Below are 21,979 nucleotides of genomic sequence, written 5' to 3' on the forward strand. Positions count from 1 at the left end.
ACCGCCGGACCCTGCCCGTTGCGCGGGATGCGTACCGCGCGGATCCCCGTCGGTGCCTCGGCGCCGGTCCAGCTCGCCGCCACGGCGTCCCTGCTGCTGGGTTCGGCCAAGGTCGCCGACCATATCGACGACGGTGACACCCGCCCTTGGTTGCACCGCCCCATGCGGCGGATCGCGACCGGCTGGTCGGCGGGGGCGCACGCCCGGGCCGCGGCCATCGGGTTGGATATCGCTCCGCTGGTGGCGGCCATCGAGGCCCAGGCGGGCGCGGAACGCCGGGTCGCCGCCGGTGCCGGGCCCTCGGGTGCCGCCGCTCTCGACGAACTGACCCGCGCCGGCCGCCGCTGCGCCGCGGAGTTCTTCGCCCATACGGCGGTGCTGGCCGATCGCCCGGAGAATGTGGAGGCGTTGCGCACCGCGGGAGACGAATTCGGCCGGATCGCGCATCTGGCCGACGCGCTCACCGACTATCACGCCGACGCCGCCGCGGATCGTTTCAACCCGCTCGCCGCCACCGGCACCACCCGGGCCGAGGCCTACGCGCTCGTCCGGGAATCGGATCGTTCGCTGCGGTCGTCGCTGGATGCCGCCGGCCTGAGCGCGCTGCCGACGCTGCGCTGGGCGCTACTCGATCCGCTCACCACCGCACTACGCCGGCTCGGCCGCACCATCGCGCCGCCGCCCGCCGAGTCCGCCCCGAAGAACCCCTCGGGCGTCCACCTCATCCACCCACAGGCACCCCCCGGCCCGCAGCGGCCCGGGGTCGCCCAGTCGATCCAGCTGATCTGCACCCAGTACTGCACCGGTTACGCCTGCTGCGCCGAGCACACCCGGCCGTGCAGCGGCGATCGGAAGCAGTCCTGGATCGATCGGGGGTGTACCTGCGACGACTGCAGCAGCTGCTGCGATTGTGGCGGCTGCTGTAAGGATTGCGGCAGCTGCTGCGGTGATGGTTGCTGTTGCGACGGCTGCTGTTGTGACTGCTGAGCCGGCGGCTCAGGCTTTCGCGGCCCGCGGCCGGTCCCGCCGCCGTGCCCACTGCCGGCACGGCTCCTCCACCAGGGCGTGACTCGCCGCGGCGATCGGCAGCGTGAACGCCACCGTCAGCACCAGCACCACCCCGAAGTTGCCATTGAACGGCAGGATGGCGAATACCGGGAAGATCACCGCCAGCACGGCGAGATGCCAGATGAAGATTCCGTAGGACCAGCGTCCCGCCATCGCGACCGGCGCCGCGGTCAGCCAGCGATGCGGTTTGTCCGGCGGCCCCAGCACCAGCGGCGCCAGCAGCGCGAACCCGATCACCGCGCCGAGGCCCATCTTGGCGGCGTACTGCCAGGGCTCGGCCCGGGTCAGCCCGGCGACCCCGCCCAGCCGGGTCGCCGACGCCACGAACGCCACGGCGGCGATCGCCCACATCAACCGCTGGTTGCCCAGCAGGCGCAGTCGCGCCCGGCGCCGGTCGTCGCAGGTCAGCTCGGCGAGCAGCATGCCGCCCGCGAACCAGGGGATATAGGCGGGCAACCAGTTGTCGGCGTGGATCGCATCCGGAGTCGGGACCGGGATGAAGTTCCAGCCGAGGAAGACCAGCCCGAGTATCAGGACGGCCGGTACCCGTGCCGCGGCCGCGCGGCCGCGCAACCCATGCAGCAGCCAGGCCAACAGTGGCAGCACGATATAGAAGGCCACCTCGACCGACAGACTCCACATCTGGGTGAGCCCGTCGGTCAGCGTGAGCGGTACGAAGACCTGCAGGAGCAGCAGGTTGGAGATCCACACCTGCAGCCCGGCGGTACCTGCGGCGGCCGGGACCAGGACCAGGACAGCGCACACCACCAACCAGTAGGCGGGAACGATCCGGGCCACCCGGTGGCGCAGGTAGTAGCCCAGGCCGGGAGCGTCGCCGAGTCCGCGCGCGGTGAGCGCGTGTGGGCGCCACAGCAGGAAACCGGACAGTGCGAAGAACACCGCGACCGCCATATCGAAGCGTTCCAGCAGGCGGCCGAGGCCGGGAACAGCAGTGGCACCGGTCTGGAAAGCGACATGGGTGAGCAGGACACCCAGGGCGGCCAGGCCGCGCATACCCTCGAGTGCGGGAAGAAAGCCCCGCTGACGCGCCACGGGTACCGGCGCCGTCGAGGTGCCGCGGGCAGGGCGGGCCCGGCGTTCGCCCTGTTCGGCGCGTGGCCACGGGCCGGTATCGGTGGTCGGGGTCGTCGTCATCGGATCCCAGTCTGCCGGGCCGTCCGCGCTCGTAGGAAGCCGGTATTTCACAATACGGGTTAGACTCCCCCCGATTTCGGTCGGATTCCGGCCTCGCCAACCCCTGGGTAACCCCCAGGCTGTTAGTGTCAGGGCTCACGAGTGCCGCGGCGCCCCGCTGTACCCGCGGAACGACCTGTGTTCTACGACGAGGAGAGTTTGCATGGCACTGAGTGCCGGAACCAGAAGGACGGTTGCCTGCGTGCTCGTGGGTCTCGGCGCGTTGCTGATCGTCGCCGCGCTGATGATCCCCACCTACACCGTCAGCAAAATGGCCAAGACTCCTCTGGACCTCGAGATCACTACCGTCGCGGTCAATCAGAAGGATCAGGAAAGCCTGGTCCTGGATTCCTCGTCGCTGACGGCCGAGGGGCGCTCGGCCGAGGTCAACAAGGATGTACCCCTGGTCTCCCAGCGGTTCCTCACCGTAGAGGATCCCTCCAACGCCGACGAGATGACCATCCAGGCCGGTAACACCCTGCGCCGGATCGACAAATCCGGCGATACCGGCGTGCTCACCGCCTACGTCGACCGGGTCACCATCGACCGGAAGACCGGTGAGCCGGTGGCCACCGATCCCAACGGTTCGATCGCGATCACCACGAACTCCAAGGGCGAGAGCATCGCCGATCCGGTCCAGCACACGGGTCTGCAGTACCGGTTCCCGATCGGCACCGAGCAGAAGACCTACCCGTACTTCGACGTGCTCGCCCGGACCACCACCGATATGGAGTTCCAGGAAGAGACCGAGATCAACGGCACCAAGGTCTACCACTTCCGGCAGCAGGTCCCGGTGACCAGGCTGGCCGATGTCTCCAAGGCGCCGACCAACAAGCTGGAACTGCCGGCGGCCAAGTGGGGCGTCGAGGGTGGCGAGGAGCCGGTCACCATGTACCGCTTCTACAGCAACACCCGCGATGTCTGGGTGGAGCCGGAGACCGGCACCATCGTCAAGGGCGGCGAACAGCTCAACATCTTCTACAGCCGCACCGCCGACAAGGTCGAGGTGCCCGCGCTCAAGGCCAATATGGTCTTCGATACCGACACCGTGGAATCCCAGCTCGCGGTGGCCAAGGACAATATCGACAAGCTGTCGCTGTTCGGCCGGGTCCTGCCGATCGTCTTCGGCGTCCTGGGCGTACTCGCGCTGATCGCCGGGCTCGTGCTCGGTCTGACCGGCGGTCGCGGCGGTCAGCCGGCTCGGCCCGCCGGACCGGCCCGGCGCCCCACCGGGGGCTCCTCGGCCGCTCCGTCGGCCGACGCACCGACCACCACGCTGCCCCGCACGGGTAACGCGGACGCTCCGACGGAAACCATCAAGCTCCCGAAGAACCTCTGAGCGTACGAGCACAGCGAAGCGCCCCGGACCGAAAGGTCCGGGGCACCTTTGTTTCTATCCGGCCGCAGCGTGGCGGTCGGCTGCTCGATCAGTAGGTCCAGTTCTTGCCGGTGGCCCGGTATTGTTCGACGGGGATGGGTTCTACGCCGGGGCGCATGTGATCGAGGTAGAGCTGCCCGTAGAGGTGGTCTATTTCGTGGGCGACCAAGCGGGCGACTCCGCGTTCGAACACGGTGATTCGGGTGCTGCCGTCGATATCGGTGTGTTCGACATGGATCGTCAAGGCACGTGGCACCTGTCCCCTGAGGTCGAAGAAGCTCAGGCAGCCCTCGTACTGATCATCTTCGCCGCCGCCGGTTTCGACGATGCGCGGATTGAACAAAGTGATGGTGTTGCCGTCGGGGGTGTGCACGATCGCGGCGGCTCTGCCGATACCGATTTGAGGTGCCGCGATGCCCATGCCCTTGCCGAATACGTGGGCCTGTGCGACGCGCTGGGCGGCCGAGTTGAGTTCGGCGACCACGCGGCGGGCGTCTTCGGCTTCGGCGGGGAGTTCGAACGGACGCGCGATTCGGCGCAGAATCTCGTCTCCTTCCTGCACGATGCCCAGGCCTGCCATAACCCTGCTGGGTGGCGTCCGTTCGTCGTCGTTGCGGCCACGGAAATCCCATTCGAGGCGATAGCGCGCATGCAGTGGCGGGTGATCGGTAGACCAGGAGTACCGGCACCGTCCTTCGTCTACTCGGCAGGAGATGGGTGTGCGGAACGGCTGTCCTTCGGCGGTCATAGAGGTTTGTAGTCCCCATACGGAGGGTTCGAGTGCAGCCGGGAAGTCCAGTTGGACCGACAGGCGGTTGGTGGGCAGGCGGACAGCCCGCTGGAACCAATTGCCCCAGTGGATCTCCGACACGGTGTATTCGTATTCGATCCAGCAGGCCTGGCCCGGGTAGAGCGGGAAGCGGCGCCCACCGTCTGGTTCACCGAACAACAGCCAGACTTCTTTGAAGGCGTCGCGATCGTGGTGGGCGGTCCAAGCCATCGGTTCGATCCGGTGATCGCCGTGCCAGGCGTGCAGGTCGGTCTCTTCCCAGGTCAAAGGATTCTCCTGGTAGAGCTGGTTGGATCGTTCGGGGTCGCCGGGGTAGCGGTCCACGGAGATTCTGATGAGGTAGCGGGTGATCGGGTCGGGGCCGTCGTTGATCAGCCGCCGTCGCTGGCGCAGCCGGTAGACGCGTCCGTCGAACGACAGGCTCGCGTCGTCGTGGTCGACCAACAAAGACCCGGTCGTGTTGGTTGTTTGGACGGTGGCCGGTGTGCGAGAGACGGTTGATCGCTTGGCTGTGAACTCGGCGAAGGCCGCCCTCAAGGCGCCTCCGGCCTGAAGCGCCGATTCGGCGCATGCGGCGAACTCGCGGGAAGGTTTCTCCGTCCCGGACTCGATCTTGGATACGTAAGGACGGCTGTAGCCGAGTTTGGCTGCCAATGCGCTCCGAGACAGACCGCGGACGTCGCGCCAGCGACGCAACTCGAGTGCGAAGACGTTGACCTGTGGTTCTGCGGGCTCATTGCCGGGCGGAGTCTTGGCCGTGGTCACTGTCGCGCGCTCCTGTCCGCGTGGGTGTGCGTGTGCGTAAGTACACCGTGAGTATGCGCCCACTCTGCCGAAACACCACGGGGCAGTGAGGAAATGGGGCATCGAAATCGCAATCCAGCGAAGTCGGTACGAGCAAGGCCTGCTGAGCCGGGCCGGGTGAGGCGCCTACCACGGCTGCCGACCGGAACGTGCTCGCCGCAGGCCAGGGCACATGAGGAGGTACATCCGGTGACGCAGCCCCACTCCACATTTCATACCTCGCCATATCCACCCCGCCGGGCCGCACACCGGGCCGCGATTCTGCACCGAGCTCTCGACCTAGGGCTACGGTTCAAGGCCCGGCCCGATATCTACGGGCGCAGAATGGCTGCGACTGTGATTCGGGATCGACTGCTGACCGATCTTCCGGATGCACCGATGAGCCCGGAAGCAGTTCTGGCGGAGTTCGAGTCGACGCTGCTACCGCTGTGTAAGAACGAGGCCAGTCCGCGGTTCATGGGATTCGGTGACACCGGCGATGACCAGTGTGCGTTGATGGGCACGCTATTGGCTGATCTGACGCAGCAGAACATGATCAACCAGTCCTTCGACAGCCCATCGGCCACGTTCGTCGAGATCGCCACCGTGCGGTGGTTGCGTGAACTGCTCGGCTACGACAACCCGGCAGTCGCGCAGGTGTGTTCGGTATGGGACGTGGGCGGCTTCATCACCCCGGGCGGCACCACGAGCAATAGCGTGGCGATGATGCTCGCCCGTGAGAATGCGGCGCCGGACACTATGCGCACTGGCGTGCGCGACCCCTCGCGGTGCGCGGTCGTTGTGCCGGCAGCCATCGGTCACTACAGCGTCAAGGCGGCATTGACCTGGATCGGGTGTGGTGCGAACCTGATCGAGGTTGCCACTAACGGATTTCGCTATGATCTGGCCGCGCTCACTGAAGCGCTTCGTGAGCACGAGGGTTCGGTCATGGCGGTGGTCGCCTACGCCGGGGACAGCCGCACGCAGACCGTCGAGAATCTCAGAGCGGTCGCAGACTTGGTGCGGGATTCCGATCCAGGGATCTGGTTGCACGCCGACGCTTGCTGGGGTCTGCTGGCCACATTCAGCCCGCGGCTGTCGGGGCTGGTCGACGGCATCGCCGAATTCGACAGCGTCACTGTTGACCCGCATAAGATCATGGCGATTCCGTATGGGTTGTCCGCGCTGTTGGTGCGTGACCCGTCAGTGTTGCGTCTTGTGTCGACGTACTCGGATTTGATCATGCAGGAGGATTTCGCGTTCGGGCAGGTCACTCCATTCATCGGGACCAAGGGGTGGCTGAGCCTGAAGCTGTGGATGATGATGCTCGGTCACGGCCGCGCCGGGCTGGCCGCCCTCGCCGAGCGCCGGGTCGCCGCTGCCGCGCGGTTCGCGGGCCTGGTAGACGCCCATCCGAGGTTGGTCAGGATCAACGAACCGGATCTGGCCGCGGTGGCCTTCGCGTATCTGCCTGTCGGTATCGCCGCAGACGGCGTCGCCGACGACCCTGCGATCGCTCGGGTCAATGCGCTCAATGTCGCGATTCACGACCGGATCATCGACCAAGGGCAGTGGCATCTTCATCAATTCACGGTCCCCGACGACCTGGGCCGACTGCGGCGCGGCGCGATACTGCAACCGCTGCGGTTCATGGCCAACAATCCGAAAGTCACCGAGGACCATATGCGTGCTGTGCTCGCATATCTCGATGACCTCGCCGCCGAGGCGGAAGGTATCCAGCAATGAACTCGACTCCGGCATTCCGCGACGTGTACGAGGCCGATGGGGTTTACGACCAGTTGCTGCTGCGGCACTACTTCGGCGGCACCACCGATCTGGAGCTGGTGACAGATTGGATGACCCACCATTACGGACAGCCACCTTCGGCTCTCCGGATTGCCGAATTCGGATGCGGTACGGGCCGGATCACCGATGTCTTGGCCGACTATGCCAGTGAGTTGGTGCTGGCCGACTACAGCGCAGCCATGGTTGCCGTGGCCGCGCGCCGATTCCCCGACGCACGCACCTTCCAAGCTGATACACGCGACGCGGTCACTACTCTGATCGGCGAAAATAGGGCGGGAAGCTTCGATCTGGTCGCGTCGTTCTGGTCACTGAGCTATCCGATCGGCGAGTTCTTCGAAACCATGTCTTCCGCTGGGATCGTCGCGCATATGGATCCGGCTCGGGCCTGGGAGTCGGCGGCAGGATTCGTGCGCCGGCTGGTCGAACTACTGGCGCCGGGTGGGCATCTGCTGGTGTGGCTGTTCGACTCCGACAGTCCCGAACAACGACTGGTCACCCAGGCATGGGAGCAGGTCGCGCCGTTCCCGGCCGGTGGTCGCGCCTACACGCGGTGGCAGCTGCTGGACGCACTCCACGACGCAGAACGGGACGGGCTCGGCACTCTTACCCACACCCGACTCGGGGGCGTCGCGTATGCGCCGGACCGGGCAGCAGGGCGGGAATGGTTCTTCGGCGAGCACTTCAAGCACCACCCGCAACTGATGACCGATACCGCTTTGCATGCGGCCGTGGACGCTTTCCTGGATCGCTACCAGCTACCCGAGGGCGGTTCCGCGATACCGAGCGGAGTCCACATCATCGCCTTCCACGCCGGCCGCCACCCCTTCACCGCGTTACCTCGGGGCAAATCATGATGAGCACAACACCCGGCTTGATCGCCGCTGCCGCCCGGTCGTGCTGTGAACTCACCAAGACTCGCAGCACATACGCGCTGGCCTACGGCTCTCATGCCGCTGGACGCGCGGGCCCGAACTCGGATCTCGACCTGGTCCTGGTCACCGACGCCCGGCCCGGTTTCCAGAAGATCCAGGCGCTCGTGGCAGCGGTGGACAAGCTGCACCGCGAACACGGACTCACTGTAGATACCGAGGTCGACTACGAAGCCAAGCTCGTCGCCGACCGCGTCGACGTCGAGGCCGCGGTGAGCCTGGACTGCTTTGAACGCGCCGGGCCGGCCATCATTCCCGAACCGGTGCGGTTGGACCCTGCCTGGCTCAATTCCCGCCATTTCGCCCGACGCCTGCTGCTCAACGCACTGACCACCGAGCATGTATTTCTGGGCGGGAACGCCGCACGCTACCAGCGCGATTGCCGCCGCGCCGCCGCAGCAGTCGCACGGCTTGCTCTTGCCATCCGCGCACCGGCCACGGAGACAACGCTCGCCGACGCGGTCGACACGCTCGTGCGGGCACCGGACGGCGCGGCCGGCAAGGATTGGCTCGGGTACCAGCCGACATCCCACCTGTGTTCGACCGTGCAGTACGGCATGACCACCCTCGCAACCTGCGGATCGGTCCGCGTGATCGACGGACACCGATATCGCTTGTCTCCACACCGATCGGCGCGCTCGGAACTCACTGGTGGTACCTGAGATACTTGGCCATTCGTTTCGATTCCCACTGATGAAAGGAACCCCGGTGAGTTCTGTCGGTGTCGCACCGCTGCTCGCAACTGTCGCTGCCGCCGTGTCGGAGGCGATCGAGCGAGTCCGCCCCGAACTGGCGGGAGCCGACCCGGTGGTGCGCCGATCGGATCGAGCCGACTTCCAATCCAACGCCGCACTGCCGCTGGCAAAGAAGTACGGGCTCAAACCTGGTGATCTGGCCGGCGAACTCGCCGAACAGTTGACCGCCGAAGGCTCCACCGCGCCGGTAGCCGCGGCAGTGCCATCCGGGCCGGGGTTCCTGAACATCACCCTCACCGACTCCGTGGTATGGTCCCGGATCGCCGATCGGCTCGCCGACCCGCGCTTGGGTATCGCCGAGGCCGCTGCCGGGCAACGCATCGTGATCGACTATTCCGCGCCCAACGTCGCCAAAGAAATGCACGTCGGACACCTGCGGACCACGATTATCGGCGACAGCCTCGCCCGCGTCCTCGGTTTTCTCGGCGCCGATATCGTGCGCGCCAACCACCTCGGCGATTGGGGCACCCAGTTCGGGATGCTCATCCAGTACATCGACGAACACCCCGACCAGCCCTGGCGGACCGATGACCTCGCCGACGGATCTTCGGTGTCCGCGCTGGACAGTCTCTACAAGGCCGCCCGTGCCGCCTTCGACGCCGACCCCGCCTTCGCCGACCGCTCCCGCGCCCGCGTCGTCGCCCTCCAGAACGGCGACGAACCGACCGTCGCCAGCTGGAACGAGATCGTCGCCGAATCGGAGAAGGCATTCGGCGCGATCTACGACCGGCTCGGTGTGCTGCTGACCCCCGAGGACTACACCGGCGAATCGTTCTACAACCCGCTGCTCGCCGATACCGTCACAGAACTGCTGGACAAAGGTGTCGCCATCCACAGCGACGGCGCAGTCGTCATCGCCTCCGATACCGTCACCGGCCCCGACGGCGACCCCGCCGTGCTCATGGCCCGAAAAAGCGACGGCGGCTACGGCTACGACAGCACCGACCTGGCCACCATCCGCTACCGGATCACCGAACTGAGTGCCGACCGGCTGCTGTACGTCACCGACTCACGCCAAGCCCTGCATTTCCAGCTCGTCTTCGAAGCCGCCCGCCGCGCAGGCTGGCTCACCGACACCGTCACGGTCGACCACGTCGCCTACGGCACGATCCTCGGCCCCGACGGCAAACCATTCAAAACCCGAGCCGGCGGCACCGTGCGCCTGATGGACCTGCTCGACGACGCCGTCGCGGCCGCCCGCGCAGTAGTGGCAGACAAGAACCCCGACCTTCCCGCCGACCAACTCGACGCTATTGCCGAACAAGCCGGGATCGGCGCGGTGAAGTACGCGGATCTGTCCACTTCCCGGGTCAAGGACTACACCTTCGATCCACAACGTATGACCGCGTTCGGCGGCAACACCGGCGTCTACCTCCAATATGCGCACGCCAGGATGTGCTCGATCCTGCGCAGGGCAGGCGAACCGCTAGCGGTCACGGTAGACACCACAGCCACGATCGAACCAGCCGAGCGTGCACTCGCACTGACCCTCGACGATTACGGCACGGTCGTCACCGACGTCGCCACCACCCTAGAACCGCACCGGCTTGCCGGTTACCTCTACGAGCTGGCCCGCGCGTTCACCACGTTCTACGACACCTGCCCGGTGATAGGTGCCCCCGAACCGACCCGAAGCAACCGACTCGCGGTATGCCAACTCGCCGCCCGCACACTGGCCCACGGACTCGGGCTGCTCGGCATCGCCGCACCAGCCCGTCTCTGACCGGAACGTCGTGGTCGGCGACCTTAAGCGAACAGGGGATGTAGCGAAGCCCATTTGCTTTCAGTTCGATCTCGTGCAAAGAGCGATTACGTCCGGTCGATCCGACCAGCGGTCCGGTGTGTCAAGCATCAGTTGAACCACGACACTCACCTGGCGCGAATTGTTGCCGAATATCGCCATACAGGATCAAGAGCGACGGCGCTTACGCGCCGCCGCCGTCCGCCACGCAACCGCGCAGACCGGCGCAGGCTTGGCCAGCGCGGCGCGTCGGCCGACAGCGGCGCGGCTGGCGCCATAGCCACCGGTCCGAGATGGCTGATTTTCGATAAACCGAGAAGTGTGGGCACGACGAGAGCCGTACCCGACTTGGTCTCCCGTAGCCCGAGCACGAATCGGCCGGCAACGCCCGGGGTGACTGGCCGTGGGCCCGTCCTGACCTGACCCCTCTGGTTCGGTCCGGGGTTTGTGAGAGTCTGAATGCCCAGATTTTGGGTGGGAAGGCTTTACGAGGATCATGGCGACGCGTAAACGACATACCCCTGAGCAGGTGGTTCGGAAGCTGACCGAGGCCGATCGGCTACTGGCCGAGGGCAAGGACGTGGCCGAGGTGTGCCGGGTTCTGCAGGTCACCGAGGCGACCTATTACCGGGTGGCGCAACCAGTTCGGCGGACTGAAGGCCGATGACGCGAAAAAGCTCAAGGAACTCGAACGCGAGAACAGCGTGCTCAAAAGGCTACTGGCGGAGGCGGAGCTGGAGAGAGCGGCGTTGAAGGAGATCGCGAAGGGAAACTTCTAGGCCCGGAACGCCGGCGCGCGGCGGTGGCTCACCTGCAACGACTGTTCGGGATGAGTGAACGCGCCGCGTGCCGGGTGACCGGGCAGCATCGCAGTACCCAGCGCCGGTCGCCGGCCGATCAGCGGGTCACCGACCCGGATTCCGGGTTGCGGGAATGGTTGCGCCTGTGGGCGAAAAACCATCCTCGCCAGGGGTTCCGCCGCACCTATCACGATGCCCGCGCCGAGGGGTGGAGGGTGAATCACAAAAAGGTCCAGCGGCTGTGGCGGGCGGAAGGGCTGCGGGTGCCGGTGCGGCGGCGCCGCAAACGCCTCGGTGCCTCCACCGTCACCGGGGTGACCGCGGACGCGCCGAAACGGGTGTGGGCACTCGATTTCCAGTTCGACGTCACCACCGACGGGCGTCCGGTGAAGATCGTGTCGATCGTGGACGAACACACCCGTGAATGCCTGGGTGGGCTGGTGGAACGCTCCATCACCGCCGATCGGCTGATCGACGAACTCGACCGCATCGCCGCCGAAAGGGGTTATCCGGCGGTCCTGCGCTGCGACAACGGACCCGAACTGGCGTGCTCGGTGATGGCGGACTGGGCCGGTGAACGGGTCGGGCTAGCGTTCATCCCGCCTGGTCAGCCCTGGCGCAACGGCTATATCGAGTCGTTCAACGGACGTCTTCGCGATGAATGCCTCAACATCAACAGCTTCTGATCACTGACCCAGGCCCGGGTCGTGATCACCGATTGGAAATCCGACTACAACCACCGGCGGCGGCACTCTGCCCTGGGCTATCGCACCCCGGCCGGATACGCTGCGATCTGCACACATCAATGACCGGCTCTCACAGTCCGTGGACCGATCACCGGGGTCCCGTCAGGGCGAAACGCCCTGATCGTAGACCGGTTCCGTGCCTGGGAGTGTGGAGCCGCCCGTCCGCAACCCGTCCGCAGACGGTCTGAGTTCAGCCAACAACCGCCAACGTTGCCAACGCGGGAAGTCCCTGGTCACTTCTACAGCCGTGCTCCCTTTTCCAGGTTGCATTGGCGGCAGAGGATCTGCAGGTTGTTCACGCTGGTGGCCCCGCCGCGGCTGAGTGGGATCACATGGTCGAACTCCAGATAGTGGATGGCTCCGCATTGGCAGCATTTGCCGCCGTCGCGTTGATACACCTCAGCCCTGACGTGCGGCGGAATCGAGCGGGTGTCGCGTTGCCCGGGTGCGAGGACCAAGCGTTTGGCGACGCGCAGCGCGCCCTCAAGAACCGCCGCGACCCATTCGGGGTCGTGTACTTGGTAGGTACCGCCCCCGCGGGCGGTGGTCGCGGAGACGATAACGTTGCCGTATTCGCTGGTGACCGACACGATCTTGGCCCACGGAAGTTCGCTGCCCGCGCCGGGACCGACGAACCGGAGCTTCTTGTTGCTGGCGATGATCCGCCCCGCAGTGTGCTTGGGTCCGTTGGCTAGGTACTTGACGTGGATGGCGTCGGCTTCGAGGTAGGTGAACTCGTCGGCTTCCAGGTGCACGCGCGGCGACTGCACCCGAGGTAGTTCCCCGGCCCGCACCTGGGTAAGGGATCGGCCGCGCAGCATCCGCCGGCGGAGCTCCTCGATATGGTGCTGCGCCAGATTCAGGTTGGTCACTGCGCCCAGAGTGGCCACCGCGCGTCCGAACTCGTCGAGTTCGTGTTCTTCGATCTGGCTGTCGGCGAACGCGAAGGTTACCACACGCTCGAGGTACGCGATTGCCAACGGGGTCAAAGCTTCCCTGCCGGTGTCCGCGTGCACCTGGTGAAACTTCAGCGAAACCCATAGCGCGTCCCAGTCCGGCCCGTGAGGTCCGGTTGTGGTGAGTACCTGCCATGCCTGGGCGCGCCAGCCCTGCATGATCTGCTGAACATCGTTCTCGCACCAGCGGCACGGTCGTGTCCCGCGGAATCGAGACTGTACGGGGCGCCCGCACCGTTCGCATATCCCTTGTCCGGCGAAAAATATCTGGCGACGGTCCTCGCTCCAGATGCTGTCGTTCCACCATCGGTACCACCCGGGGCGGTCCGGGTCGGCATACCAGCCGGGTTGCAGATTCGGCTGGGTGGAAGGCGCGGTCACCCTCGAGGAAGCTGTGGCTGACGCACGGTCGTGCGGTGTAGGCGGGACGGACGCCGGCAGCGCTGGGATGGGTGCGGGAGCCGGCGGAGGTTCGGGCTCGTCGTCGACCTGGACGCCGAACTCCTCGGCGAGTCCACGCAGACCGCTGCTCCATCCCTGTACCACGCAGCGGAACTTCCACGCTCCGTTCCGTCTGTAGAACTCACCCAGGACGATCGCGGTCACCGCTTCGGCCTGATTGACGTCGAACGAGAGAGACGCATTTTCGCTGCCCTGATCTCGTACGGATACGGTGAGTCCGCGGATATCGCGGAATGACCCGTCTTCGACCGACCCTGTGATCACGATCCGGAAGATCTCTTGCTCGACCTGAGCGAGCGCGACGGTCACATCCGCGCGGGCCGCCGACGCCTCGGTGAGCGATACCGCTCCGGAGGGATGGCGGGGTGCGTTGTAGAACACGAAGTCCTTGTCGTGGCGGATTTTGCCCGTTTCTGTGACGAGGAGTGCCTGCGGATCCACCGCGCGTTCCGCGGACCAAGTGAGGGTGACAGCCATCTCCGATGTAGGTACGGGGGCATTCGCTCCCGGTGTCAGCTTCACGTGTTCGCGCCTGTCACGCCGGTGAGTGTTCTCGGCTTAACGATGATTTCCTCCAAACCCTAACGCTGCCTGACCATATCGGCGCGTCAGCGAGACCGTTACAGGTTGAAGATGGAGCACTGATGCCGTCGACCTGGGATACCAAGTGCGTAACGCTCTTTGCGCTGGGGACAACTGGTGACCACACGTCGTACCCGGGGCTGAACGGCCCGAGGTCTAACGGTTGTCGCCGCCGGGGACCATGTGCGTGACCCGCGTGAATGATCCGTCGCCGCTCCCGGCGGCCAAGTGGGTTGGCGACGACAAAACTGATGACAACGGCCGACGACAGCTGAACCGATTGCGCCCTCAGCTTCACACCGTACGAAGCACGAAACGCCCTGATCGCTGCCCTGGCCCGTACCTGGCAGTGTGGAGTGGTTGTTTCTGCCACGCGGTTAGCCATACGTCCAGTCCAGGTCGGCCGGTCTTACAGTCCCAGATGACACCAGCCGTGACACCAACGCCGACACCACTACCGCCCGTGCCAACTCCGAAGACGAGACGAACGCTCACATGGATTGCTATGCCAGTAGACCTGCTCGACCCTCGTAATGAAAAGGCACGGAATCGGTTCGCTATGCGGTCCAGTGCTTCCCGCTGGCCATGGTCCGAAGGGGGCATATTCCCCGCAGCTGCTGGCGGGCATCGGAGCGACCGAGCTGTGCACCCTCGTCCAAAGGAATTCGTGTAGGGCTGTCTCAGGTCAGAGCGGCAGGTCTCGCATCAGCACATCGAACCTAGGGGCGTTGTCCCAGTCCGGACGTTGCCAACCGACCCGATACCACCCCCACTTGCGGTACCGGGCGTAGGCGCGCTCGTTGCCCGGGTTCACCAGCAGTGTCGCCCGCTGCTCGGGGCGACCGGCCAACAGCTTGTCGTGCAGGGCGCGGGCGAGTCCGTGGCCGGTGTACTCGACGCACACCATGATCTCCGAGAGAGCAAAGGTCCGTTCACCGGTTTCGATTGTGAACTCCTCCAGATCAGAGTCGTTCAGACCGCCGTCGTCCAAGTGCAGCCCACCCCATCCCGCCGTACCTGGTGACAGTGGCCAGCCCCATGTCTGCCCTGCCGGTGTCCCGTCGACGTAAGCCGCCACCAGGTCGAACCCCCGGTGTCGGGCGGGGTCGGTGTAGGTATCGAACCTGTGCATGAACGCGGCAGGCGATTCGAACGGGTCCCCGGACGCGATCGCATCGACGTAGGAGCGCCGGTAGATGTCTTCGACGGTGTCGCGCATTTCGCGGGCCTGGGCGGCATCGTAACGCCGGAATTCGAATTGCTTCATACGGCTTCCTTACGTCTGGCGTCTTCCAGGGCCGTGAAACGGTCGCGAAACTCTTCAGCCGCAGGATGGTCGACGGCGCGTATCGGCTCCAGCACTCGCAGTGTCCGGCCCGACGTAACCTTTTCCAGTTCGGACAGCACGCCTGTTCCCATGGTGAGGGCCGTCTGAACATCTCCCATGCGGACATGCGCCACCGCCGCGTGCGCTCGATCGCTGACGGCATTGCGAGTGCTTCTCTTCTCCGATGACTTGGCAGCGAGAAGTTCGATGCTCTTGCGCAACTCGCCGATCTCGCCGTACCCGCGGGCCTCGTGCCCACGGATCTCCGCGGGAGTCACGAACCACAGCCACGGTGGGCACTCTTCCAGAGACTCAAAGCTGATGGCGTGCTCTACCTCCCGCCAGGCAGTAGAGACGGCGCGACCGAATCCGATCCGGTCACCGAGCAACCCGCGTGCCTGGGCCTCCCGACCGGCAATCAGAGCATGAATCCGGCCCGGCGGCCGGCCACCGGCCAGTGTGCGGGCGCGGTCGATCAGCTTCAAGGCGTAGTGCGGGCTGCCCTGCCCCCTTCTGGCGAGATCTATCGACTGATTCGCCGCATTCAGGCAGGTATGGACAATGAGGTCTTCGTCGCCTGCTTCGCTCGCCAGCGAGAGTGCGTCGGCATAGCAACGTCGGGCCACCATGTGGCGATCCGAGTCGTGTGCCAGCCAGCCGGTGAGCACAGCCAAATGCCCCGTGGCAGAAGCGAAGCGTGACCGGTCCCGGTGTCGTAACTCGCGGTGTCGAGGGTGTTTTTGGCGTGTTCGAGCTGTTCGAGCGCGAATCGGAGCAGGGCTCCGCCACCTACCTGCTGGTCCTTCTCCTCCAGCTCGCCGACAGCCGCCAGCAGCCGTTGTGCGTCCGAATGTCCGATGTGTTCTCCGAACTGCCAGCCAATCGCTGACGCGGTGACCGTAGTGGCCAGCTTTCCGAATTCACGACGTCTCACGTCACTGTCGACTTCCCACGCATATGTCCCGAGCACCGTGCTCGACCGGCCCACGACCTCGGCGTCGCGGGGTGTCGAATCACCCACAGCGGCGGTCTCCGTATCGAACCGGGCACGTTGCTCATCGTCCAACTCACGCAGCATCGTGTCGAGTGCTTCGGCGGAACGACCCCGCACCGGCTTGTCCCATGTCGCCCGATGCCATTTTTTGATCGTCGGGAGCATGTATCCGGCGCGTTCGGCGAATTCCTCCTGGGTTTCACGGAGTGCGGCCACGCGGAGTGCCCGCACTTCCGTGCTCGTCCATCTGCTGACAGTCATCCCACCCCCTCGGAGCAGCGGTCAACGTACTCGTTATCCGAAGCGTATTCCCTCCGTGGGCTTTTCGAGGCTCCTACAGCAGCTTCGGGTGCGTGAGGCTGAAAGCGGCCCCGACGCCGGGTGAAAACAGAAATCAACGGTCGAAACGGAGACGAATACCGCCGGCCGAGGTAAGGCCCCGGCGTCGGGTGCCGGTCAACCCAGATCCGTCAGGAGACACTTTGCATCGCGAGCGCAATGAGACAACCCCGACCCCGCCGCTGCCACCGGCGGTGACAAACCAGGCGATGTCCACGACGCTGCGCCTGTGGAGTGAGAGTGAAAGTCGCGATCGCTCAGGTATTCAAGGGGCTCTCACCGGCAATACGCAGACTTCCTCCGAGCAACCTACCGCGCAACGTGAGGTAGACGGTGTGATCGCCCGGTGGCGTGCTGCACGTCTGCTCGAGGTGTGGCGTGCCTGCTGAGACTGCGGTCCTGTGTCGAATCGCCGCACGGCTGCGGTCGGCATCCACCGGCCAGATGCCGCAGGCGGACAACGAGCGAGCAACTCGAGTACGTGCCGACTTCGCCGCAACCATCTCCACCTTGTGGAGCAGTCCGCTAATGGATGTGCTCCCGTCCCTGCTGGAACAGGCACCGTATCGGCATTCCTGTGCCGAGCGCGCCAGTATCGCGAACCGCACATTGATAGATGTCTCGCTGTCGCTGCTTCCTGCCGTCCACGGCCTTGCCGCCGACCCGAGGGACGCTTCGTCATGAATGAGAATGCCGCTTCTGCCTGTGGAGATACGCTCACGACCCGGTGCGTCTTCTACCGCTCGTGCGGGCTGGCGGCAGTGGTGCAGCCGGGAACAGAGATGATCGTCGTCGCGGCTGGGCCTCACGTCGGTGCGGTTACGATGCCCGCCGGGTTGGGTGCGGCGACACGTTGGTTATTGCTCAGGCGTGGCCTGACTTCAGGGCCGGTGGTCTCGCATCCCCGTTCGGGCCGGTGGACATTTCTGATCACTCCCGATATTCCCGACGAGACCCTGCTTTTCGCCGAATTGCTCCGCCGCAACGTATCGGTGGTACGGAGCGGCGCAATCGTGTTGCCCGCACCGACCCGACGTAGCGCGGCGTTCCGTACCTGGATAGCGGAACCACGCGTCACCGGGACGCGACCTTCGGGGATGGCGCTGGTCGCGGCGATCCGTGAATGCTCGGTCGCCAGGACGAGTCGGTCATGACCCGCGAGAATCGACGATGCGCGATCGTCGTGGGCAGTACAACACCGACACACCCGATCTGGACGGCCTCGTCGCTCGTCATCACTTGCAAGTGGTATTCACGATCACCGCGCCCTCGGCGCCGAAACTGGCGACGCTGGATCGCCGTACAGCATCTGTTCGAGCACGATGCCGAGGTGGTGGTTGTTCCGCATCTCAGCGCGGCCGAAATCCGGGCCGAGCGGTGTTGGCGCGCAGTGAGCGGATTGGCCGATATCCTCGCCGCCGATGGTGGTTGGCTTCAATGACAGTACCGACCGGATAACTATCATGTCTGATACTATCATTGATGATAGTATCCCGGGAGGTACTGTGGACGGATTCATCGGGCGGCGCACCGAGCTCGCCCTTCTCGACGAACTGCTCGAGCCGGTGCGTGGGGGCGGTAGGTCGGGACGGCCGGGCCGAGCGGTATTGATCCGGGGCCGCAGGCGGGTGGGGAAGTCGCGGCTCGTCGAAGAGTTTCTGGAGCGGGCACGGGTGCCGCACGTGTTCTTCACGGCGGTGGGGGGATCGCGGGACGAGGATTTGGCGGGATTCGTTTCCGATATCGCCGCCTCGGACCTACCCGGCGCCGAACGGGTCTCGGAGTTCGCGGCGCCGAAGACGTGGCGGGCCGCGTTCGACCTACTCGCGACCGTGCTGCCTCGGGATCGTCCGAGCGTGGTCGTACTGGACGAGATGCCCTATCTGGTGCGGGAAGATCGAGCGTTCGAGGGCACGCTGCAGAAGGTGTTCGATCGAACCCTGTCGAAGTTGCCGGTGCTGCTGGTGCTCATCGGCTCCGATATCGCGATGATGGAGAAGCTCAACACCTACGGTCGGCCGTTCTATCAGCGCGGTACCGAAATGATCGTGCCCCCGATGAATCCGCACGATGTCGCGGCCATGCTCGATCTTCGGCCGGCCGATGCGTTCGACGCCTACCTCGTCAGTGGGGGTCTGCCCCTGATTCTCGAGGAGTGGCCGCGGGGGGCCGGGCTGTGGAAATACCTCGACTACGCACTCCGCCGCCCCACCTCGGCCCTGCTGGTCAGTGCCGAACGGGCACTGGCTGCCGAATTTCCGACCGAGGCGCAGGCGCGCACGGTTCTCGGTGCCATCGGTCACGGCGAGCGAACTTTCAGTCTCATCGGCCGGGCAGCAGGCGATCTGCCCCCGACCTCGCTCACTCGATCGCTCGGATTGCTCACCGAGCGACGTGTGGTGGCGGCCGAGCGTCCGCTCTCGGTGCGGCCGAGTAAGGAAACCCGCTATCGCGTCGAAGATCCATATCTGCGGTTCTGGCTGTACTTTCTCGGACCCGGTATGCCCGCGATCGAACGTGGACGGGGGGATCGGGTACTCGAGACGATCCGGGCGGGCTGGACATCCTGGCGGGGCCGGGCCGTGGAGCCGGTTATCCGGGAGGCGCTGTGGAGGGGTGTGGACAGGTACCTGCCCGAGGGGACGGGAGCGATCGGCGGTTACTGGACGCGGACCAACGATCCGGAGATAGATATTGTCGCCACTGACCGGGGGCCGATCGCCCAGCGGATCACATGTGTGGGATCGGTGAAGTGGTTGGAGAAGAAACCGTTCGATCAGCGTGACCTCGCGGCTCTCATCACTCATCGGTCACAACTACCGGGCGCCGATGTCGATACTCCGATGCTGGCCGTCGCGCGCGCGGGAGGCTCGACAGCGGGTGTGCGGGTGCTGACGCCGGACGAACTGCTCGCGGCATGGTCCTGAGGATTTGGAAGTTCGAACCCCGCCCCGAAGATTCCGGAGCGGGGTTCGTCGTGGGACCCGTCAGCGCAGCGTGGCGGTGAGGTGCGGGTAGCCCTTCTTCGGGTGCTTCAGCGCCAGGTCCCAGCCTTGCTCGACCTTGTCCGCGTACACGTTCACGGTGGACGGCAGCAGGATCGGTTTGCCGAATTTCACCGCGTAGGAGACCTTGTCCGGGATCCGGCCCTCGACGGTGGCGAGGATTGTCGCCGCCGACCACATCCCGTGCGCGATCGCCCGGGGGAAGCCGAAAGCCTTGGCGCCCAATGCCGAGGTGTGGATCGGGTTCTGATCACCGGAGGCATTCGCGTAGCGGGTGATCGTCTTCTGGTCCACCTTCCACGTCCGCAGCGGGGGCGGCGGCACCTCGTCGGGTTTCGGTTCGGGCTTGGGCCCGCCCGACAGCGAGGTCTTCTGCTGGTGCAGGAAGGTGGTGACCTGCCGCCACACCAACTCCCGGCCCACCCGGATCTCGCTGATCGCGTCGACCAGCAGGCCCTTGGGATGTTCCCGCAGGTTCTCGATATGCGCGGTGATATCGAGCGGCTCGCTCAGCGAGATCTCCCGGGTGCGTTCGATCAGGTTTTCCGCGTGTACCGCGCCGACCGCGACGAACGGGAAGTCGCGCTGCACCACGAGTTTCATCACCAGCGGGAAGGTGATGATGAACGGGTAGGTCAGCGGCAGAGTGTCGCCGAAGCGCTGACCGGTGGCCGCGCAGTAGGCCGCCAGGTGTTCCGGATCGACCCGGAAGCCGTCGAGCCGGACCGCACGGTCGGGGATCTCCGATTTCCGCGCCGAGACCAGCGGTATCGCGCCGAGCACGGCCTGTGCGTACAGGCCGCCGTTCTTCGGCGGTGCGTCGAGGGTGATGGTCTCGGTCATCACGCGCCGATCATGCTCTGGCCGCAGACCCGGACGATATTGCCGTTCACCGCGTTCGAGGCCGGGCTGGCGAAGTAGGCGATGGTTTCGGCGACGTCCACGGTCTGGCCGCCCTGATTCAGCGAGGCCATCAACCGACCGCCCTCACGGGTGGCCAGCGGGATCGCGGCGGTCATGGCGGTCTCGATGAAACCGGGCGCCACGGCGTTGATGGTGATGCCCTTGGCGGCCAGTTCGGGCGCCTCGGCGTTCACCATGCCGATGACGCCGGCCTTGGAGGCGCCGTAGTTGGTCTGCCCACGGTTACCGGCGATACCCGCGATGGAGGAGACGTCCACCACCCGGCCACCCTCCTTCAGCGCGCCGGCGGCGACCAGGCCCTGGGTGATGCGGTGCGGCGCGGCCAGGTTCACGTTCAGGACGGCGTTCCAGCGGCCCTCGTCCATATTCGCCAGCAGTTTGTCCCGGGTGATCCCGGCGTTGTGCACGATGATGTCGATCCCGCCGAAACGTTCGGTGGCGAATTCGGCGAGCCGCTGCGCGGCGTCGGGGGCGGTGACGTCGAGTGCGAGGGCGGTGGCGCCCACCTTGTTCGCGGTCTCGGCCAGGGCCTCACCGGCGGCCGGGATATCGGCGACGATGACCTTCGCGCCGTCGCGGGCGAAGACTTCGGCGATGGTGGCGCCGATACCGCGGGCGGCACCGGTGACCACGGCGACCTTGCCGTCGAGCGGTTTGTCCCAGTTCGCGGGCGCGACCGCGTCGTCCTTACCGACCCGGATCACCTGGCCGTCCACGAACGCCGATTTGGCGGACAACACGAACCGTAGCGTCGAGGCGAGGCCGGTGGCCGCCGGGGAGGCGTCGGGGTGCAGGTACACCAGCTGCGCGGTGGCGCCGCGCAGCAGTTCCTTGCCCACCGACCGGGTGAAGCCCTCGAGCGCGCGCTGGGCGATCTGGCCGTCCACACTGCCGGCGAGTTCGGGGGTGGTGCCGATGACCAGGACCCGGCCCGACGGCGCGATGCTGCGCATCGCCGGCTGGAAGAACTCGAACAGCTGCGACAGATCCTCGATGGTGCCGATGCCGGTGGCGTCGAAGACCAGTGCGCCGTATTTGGTCCCGGTGGTGAGGGAATCGGCGAAGGTATAGTCCTCGGCCAGCAGCGCCCGCAGCGGTTCGGCGACCCGGCCCTTGCCGCCCAGCAGTACCGGTCCCGGCAGCGGCGGCTCGCCGGCCACGTAGCGCCGCAACTTCTCCGGTTTCGGCAGGCCCAGCTTGTTCGCGAGGAACCCGCCCGGCGCGGAGTTGACGAACGATCCGTAGAGGTTGGGTGCACCCTTGCTCTTGGCTGCCACAGTTCCCACCTTTTCTGTTGCTCGATGTGGTGTGTCGGTAGTCGCCGGAGGCGGTGTCGACATTGAACTTACTCCGGAGTAAGTTTATCGTAAACCGAGCGCGGGCGGGCGTCGGAAGCAGCG

At 65.7% G+C, this 21,979-nt stretch carries 16 protein-coding genes and 1 pseudogene; 10 read left to right on the forward strand and 7 right to left on the reverse strand.

All coding sequences use genetic code 11. The annotated features are described in order from the left end of the window. The coding region (locus NS4_RS14350; protein ID WP_169811764.1) for a regulator at positions 1–987 on the forward strand (987 nt) is incomplete at its 5' end. Between the two features lie 9 nt (positions 988–996). On the opposite strand, the gene NS4_RS14355 is transcribed toward NS4_RS14350, so the two are convergent. Next, a complete protein-coding gene (locus NS4_RS14355) occupies positions 997–2,223 on the reverse strand; it encodes an acyltransferase family protein (RefSeq protein WP_084487264.1) in 1,227 nt (408 codons plus the stop codon). A 202-nt stretch (positions 2,224–2,425) separates the two neighbouring features. Here NS4_RS14355 and pgfA point away from each other — a divergent pair, with 202 nt between their 5' ends. Next, positions 2,426–3,601, forward strand: a complete 1,176-nt coding sequence (gene pgfA / locus NS4_RS14360; protein ID WP_063060037.1) for a cell envelope lipid trafficking protein PgfA — start codon at positions 2,426–2,428, stop codon at positions 3,599–3,601. 88 nt (positions 3,602–3,689) lie between these two features. Here the strand turns inward: pgfA and NS4_RS14365 are convergent, their stop codons facing one another. Then, entirely contained in the window at positions 3,690–5,195 is a 1,506-nt protein-coding gene (locus NS4_RS14365) for a peptide deformylase (RefSeq protein ID WP_218020346.1), read from the reverse strand. A 363-nt stretch (positions 5,196–5,558) separates the two neighbouring features. On the opposite strand from NS4_RS14365, the gene NS4_RS14370 reads away from it, so the two are divergent. The 5 genes and pseudogenes from NS4_RS14370 (at position 5,559) to NS4_RS14395 (ending at position 12,053) form a co-directional block, all read left to right on the forward strand. Next, positions 5,559–6,959, forward strand: a complete 1,401-nt coding sequence (locus NS4_RS14370; RefSeq protein WP_063060038.1) for a pyridoxal phosphate-dependent decarboxylase family protein — start codon at positions 5,559–5,561, stop codon at positions 6,957–6,959. Continuing rightward, positions 6,956–7,873, forward strand: a complete 918-nt coding sequence (locus NS4_RS14375; RefSeq protein WP_063060039.1) for a class I SAM-dependent methyltransferase — start codon at positions 6,956–6,958, stop codon at positions 7,871–7,873. Before NS4_RS14370 ends, NS4_RS14375 begins: the two co-directional genes overlap by 4 nt. Further along, entirely contained in the window at positions 7,873–8,610 is a 738-nt protein-coding gene (locus NS4_RS14380; protein WP_063060040.1) for a nucleotidyltransferase domain-containing protein, read from the forward strand. The genes NS4_RS14375 and NS4_RS14380 overlap by 1 nt, the downstream gene beginning before the upstream one ends. A gap of 46 nt (positions 8,611–8,656) precedes the next feature. Continuing rightward, a complete protein-coding gene (gene argS / locus NS4_RS14385; protein WP_063060052.1) occupies positions 8,657–10,426 on the forward strand; it encodes an arginine--tRNA ligase in 1,770 nt (589 codons plus the stop codon). 514 nt (positions 10,427–10,940) lie between these two features. After that, positions 10,941–12,053 (forward strand): annotated as a pseudogene (locus NS4_RS14395) (IS3 family transposase). A gap of 176 nt (positions 12,054–12,229) precedes the next feature. Here NS4_RS14395 and NS4_RS14400 read toward each other — a convergent pair. The 3 genes from NS4_RS14400 to NS4_RS14410 all read right to left on the reverse strand — a co-directional run bounded on the left by NS4_RS14400 (position 12,230) and on the right by NS4_RS14410 (position 15,985). Further along, entirely contained in the window at positions 12,230–13,930 is a 1,701-nt protein-coding gene (locus tag NS4_RS14400) for a TerD family protein (RefSeq protein ID WP_084487256.1), read from the reverse strand. Positions 13,931–14,675: 745 nt separating this feature from the next. Next, positions 14,676–15,257, reverse strand: coding sequence for a GNAT family N-acetyltransferase (locus NS4_RS14405; protein WP_063060041.1), 582 nt, complete (start codon positions 15,255–15,257; stop codon positions 14,676–14,678). Beyond that, complete coding sequence (locus NS4_RS14410; RefSeq protein WP_063060042.1) at positions 15,254–15,985, reverse strand: NsdA family TPR-like regulatory protein; 732 nt, start codon at positions 15,983–15,985, stop codon at positions 15,254–15,256. Before NS4_RS14410 ends, NS4_RS14405 begins: the two co-directional genes overlap by 4 nt. Positions 15,986–16,014: 29 nt before the next feature. Between NS4_RS14410 and NS4_RS32960 the strand changes: the two genes are divergently transcribed. The 3 genes from NS4_RS32960 (at position 16,015) to NS4_RS14420 (ending at position 19,577) form a co-directional block, all read left to right on the forward strand. Further along, the gene (locus tag NS4_RS32960) at positions 16,015–16,206 is read left to right on the forward strand and encodes a hypothetical protein (protein WP_157106050.1); all 192 of its coding nucleotides are present in this window, start codon (positions 16,015–16,017) and stop codon (positions 16,204–16,206) included. 1,594 nt (positions 16,207–17,800) lie between these two features. After that, positions 17,801–18,091, forward strand: coding sequence for a hypothetical protein (locus NS4_RS32220; RefSeq protein ID WP_157106051.1), 291 nt, complete (start codon positions 17,801–17,803; stop codon positions 18,089–18,091). A 64-nt stretch (positions 18,092–18,155) separates the two neighbouring features. Continuing rightward, positions 18,156–19,577, forward strand: coding sequence for an ATP-binding protein (locus tag NS4_RS14420; protein WP_063060044.1), 1,422 nt, complete (start codon positions 18,156–18,158; stop codon positions 19,575–19,577). Positions 19,578–19,637: 60 nt separating this feature from the next. Here the strand turns inward: NS4_RS14420 and NS4_RS14425 are convergent, their stop codons facing one another. Together NS4_RS14425 and NS4_RS14430 are read right to left on the reverse strand one after the other, a co-directional pair. After that, positions 19,638–20,498, reverse strand: a complete 861-nt coding sequence (locus NS4_RS14425) for a MaoC family dehydratase (RefSeq protein WP_063060045.1) — start codon at positions 20,496–20,498, stop codon at positions 19,638–19,640. Beyond that, positions 20,498–21,856, reverse strand: a complete 1,359-nt coding sequence (locus tag NS4_RS14430; protein WP_063060046.1) for a 3-oxoacyl-ACP reductase — start codon at positions 21,854–21,856, stop codon at positions 20,498–20,500. The genes NS4_RS14425 and NS4_RS14430 overlap by 1 nt, the downstream gene beginning before the upstream one ends. Between the last annotated feature and the right edge of the window lie 123 nt (positions 21,857–21,979).

It is taken from the genome of Nocardia sienata NBRC 100364 (genome assembly GCF_001613205.1).
Lineage (GTDB): Bacteria > Actinomycetota > Actinomycetes > Mycobacteriales > Mycobacteriaceae > Nocardia > Nocardia sienata.

Excerpts from the sequence above, each read along its gene's own strand:
- NS4_RS14355 (WP_084487264.1), bottom strand. The coding sequence starts at position 2,223 with ATGACGACGACCCCGACCACCGATACCGGCCCGTGGCCACGCGCCGAA.
- pgfA (WP_063060037.1), top strand. The coding sequence starts at position 2,426 with ATGGCACTGAGTGCCGGAACCAGAAGGACGGTTGCCTGCGTGCTCGTG.
- NS4_RS14370 (WP_063060038.1), top strand. The coding sequence starts at position 5,559 with ATGGCTGCGACTGTGATTCGGGATCGACTGCTGACCGATCTTCCGGAT.
- NS4_RS14375 (WP_063060039.1), top strand. The coding sequence starts at position 6,956 with ATGAACTCGACTCCGGCATTCCGCGACGTGTACGAGGCCGATGGGGTT.
- NS4_RS14380 (WP_063060040.1), top strand. The coding sequence starts at position 7,873 with ATGAGCACAACACCCGGCTTGATCGCCGCTGCCGCCCGGTCGTGCTGT.
- NS4_RS14405 (WP_063060041.1), bottom strand. The coding sequence starts at position 15,257 with ATGAAGCAATTCGAATTCCGGCGTTACGATGCCGCCCAGGCCCGCGAA.
- NS4_RS32220 (WP_157106051.1), top strand. The coding sequence starts at position 17,801 with ATGACCCGCGAGAATCGACGATGCGCGATCGTCGTGGGCAGTACAACA.
- NS4_RS14425 (WP_063060045.1), bottom strand. The coding sequence starts at position 20,498 with ATGACCGAGACCATCACCCTCGACGCACCGCCGAAGAACGGCGGCCTG.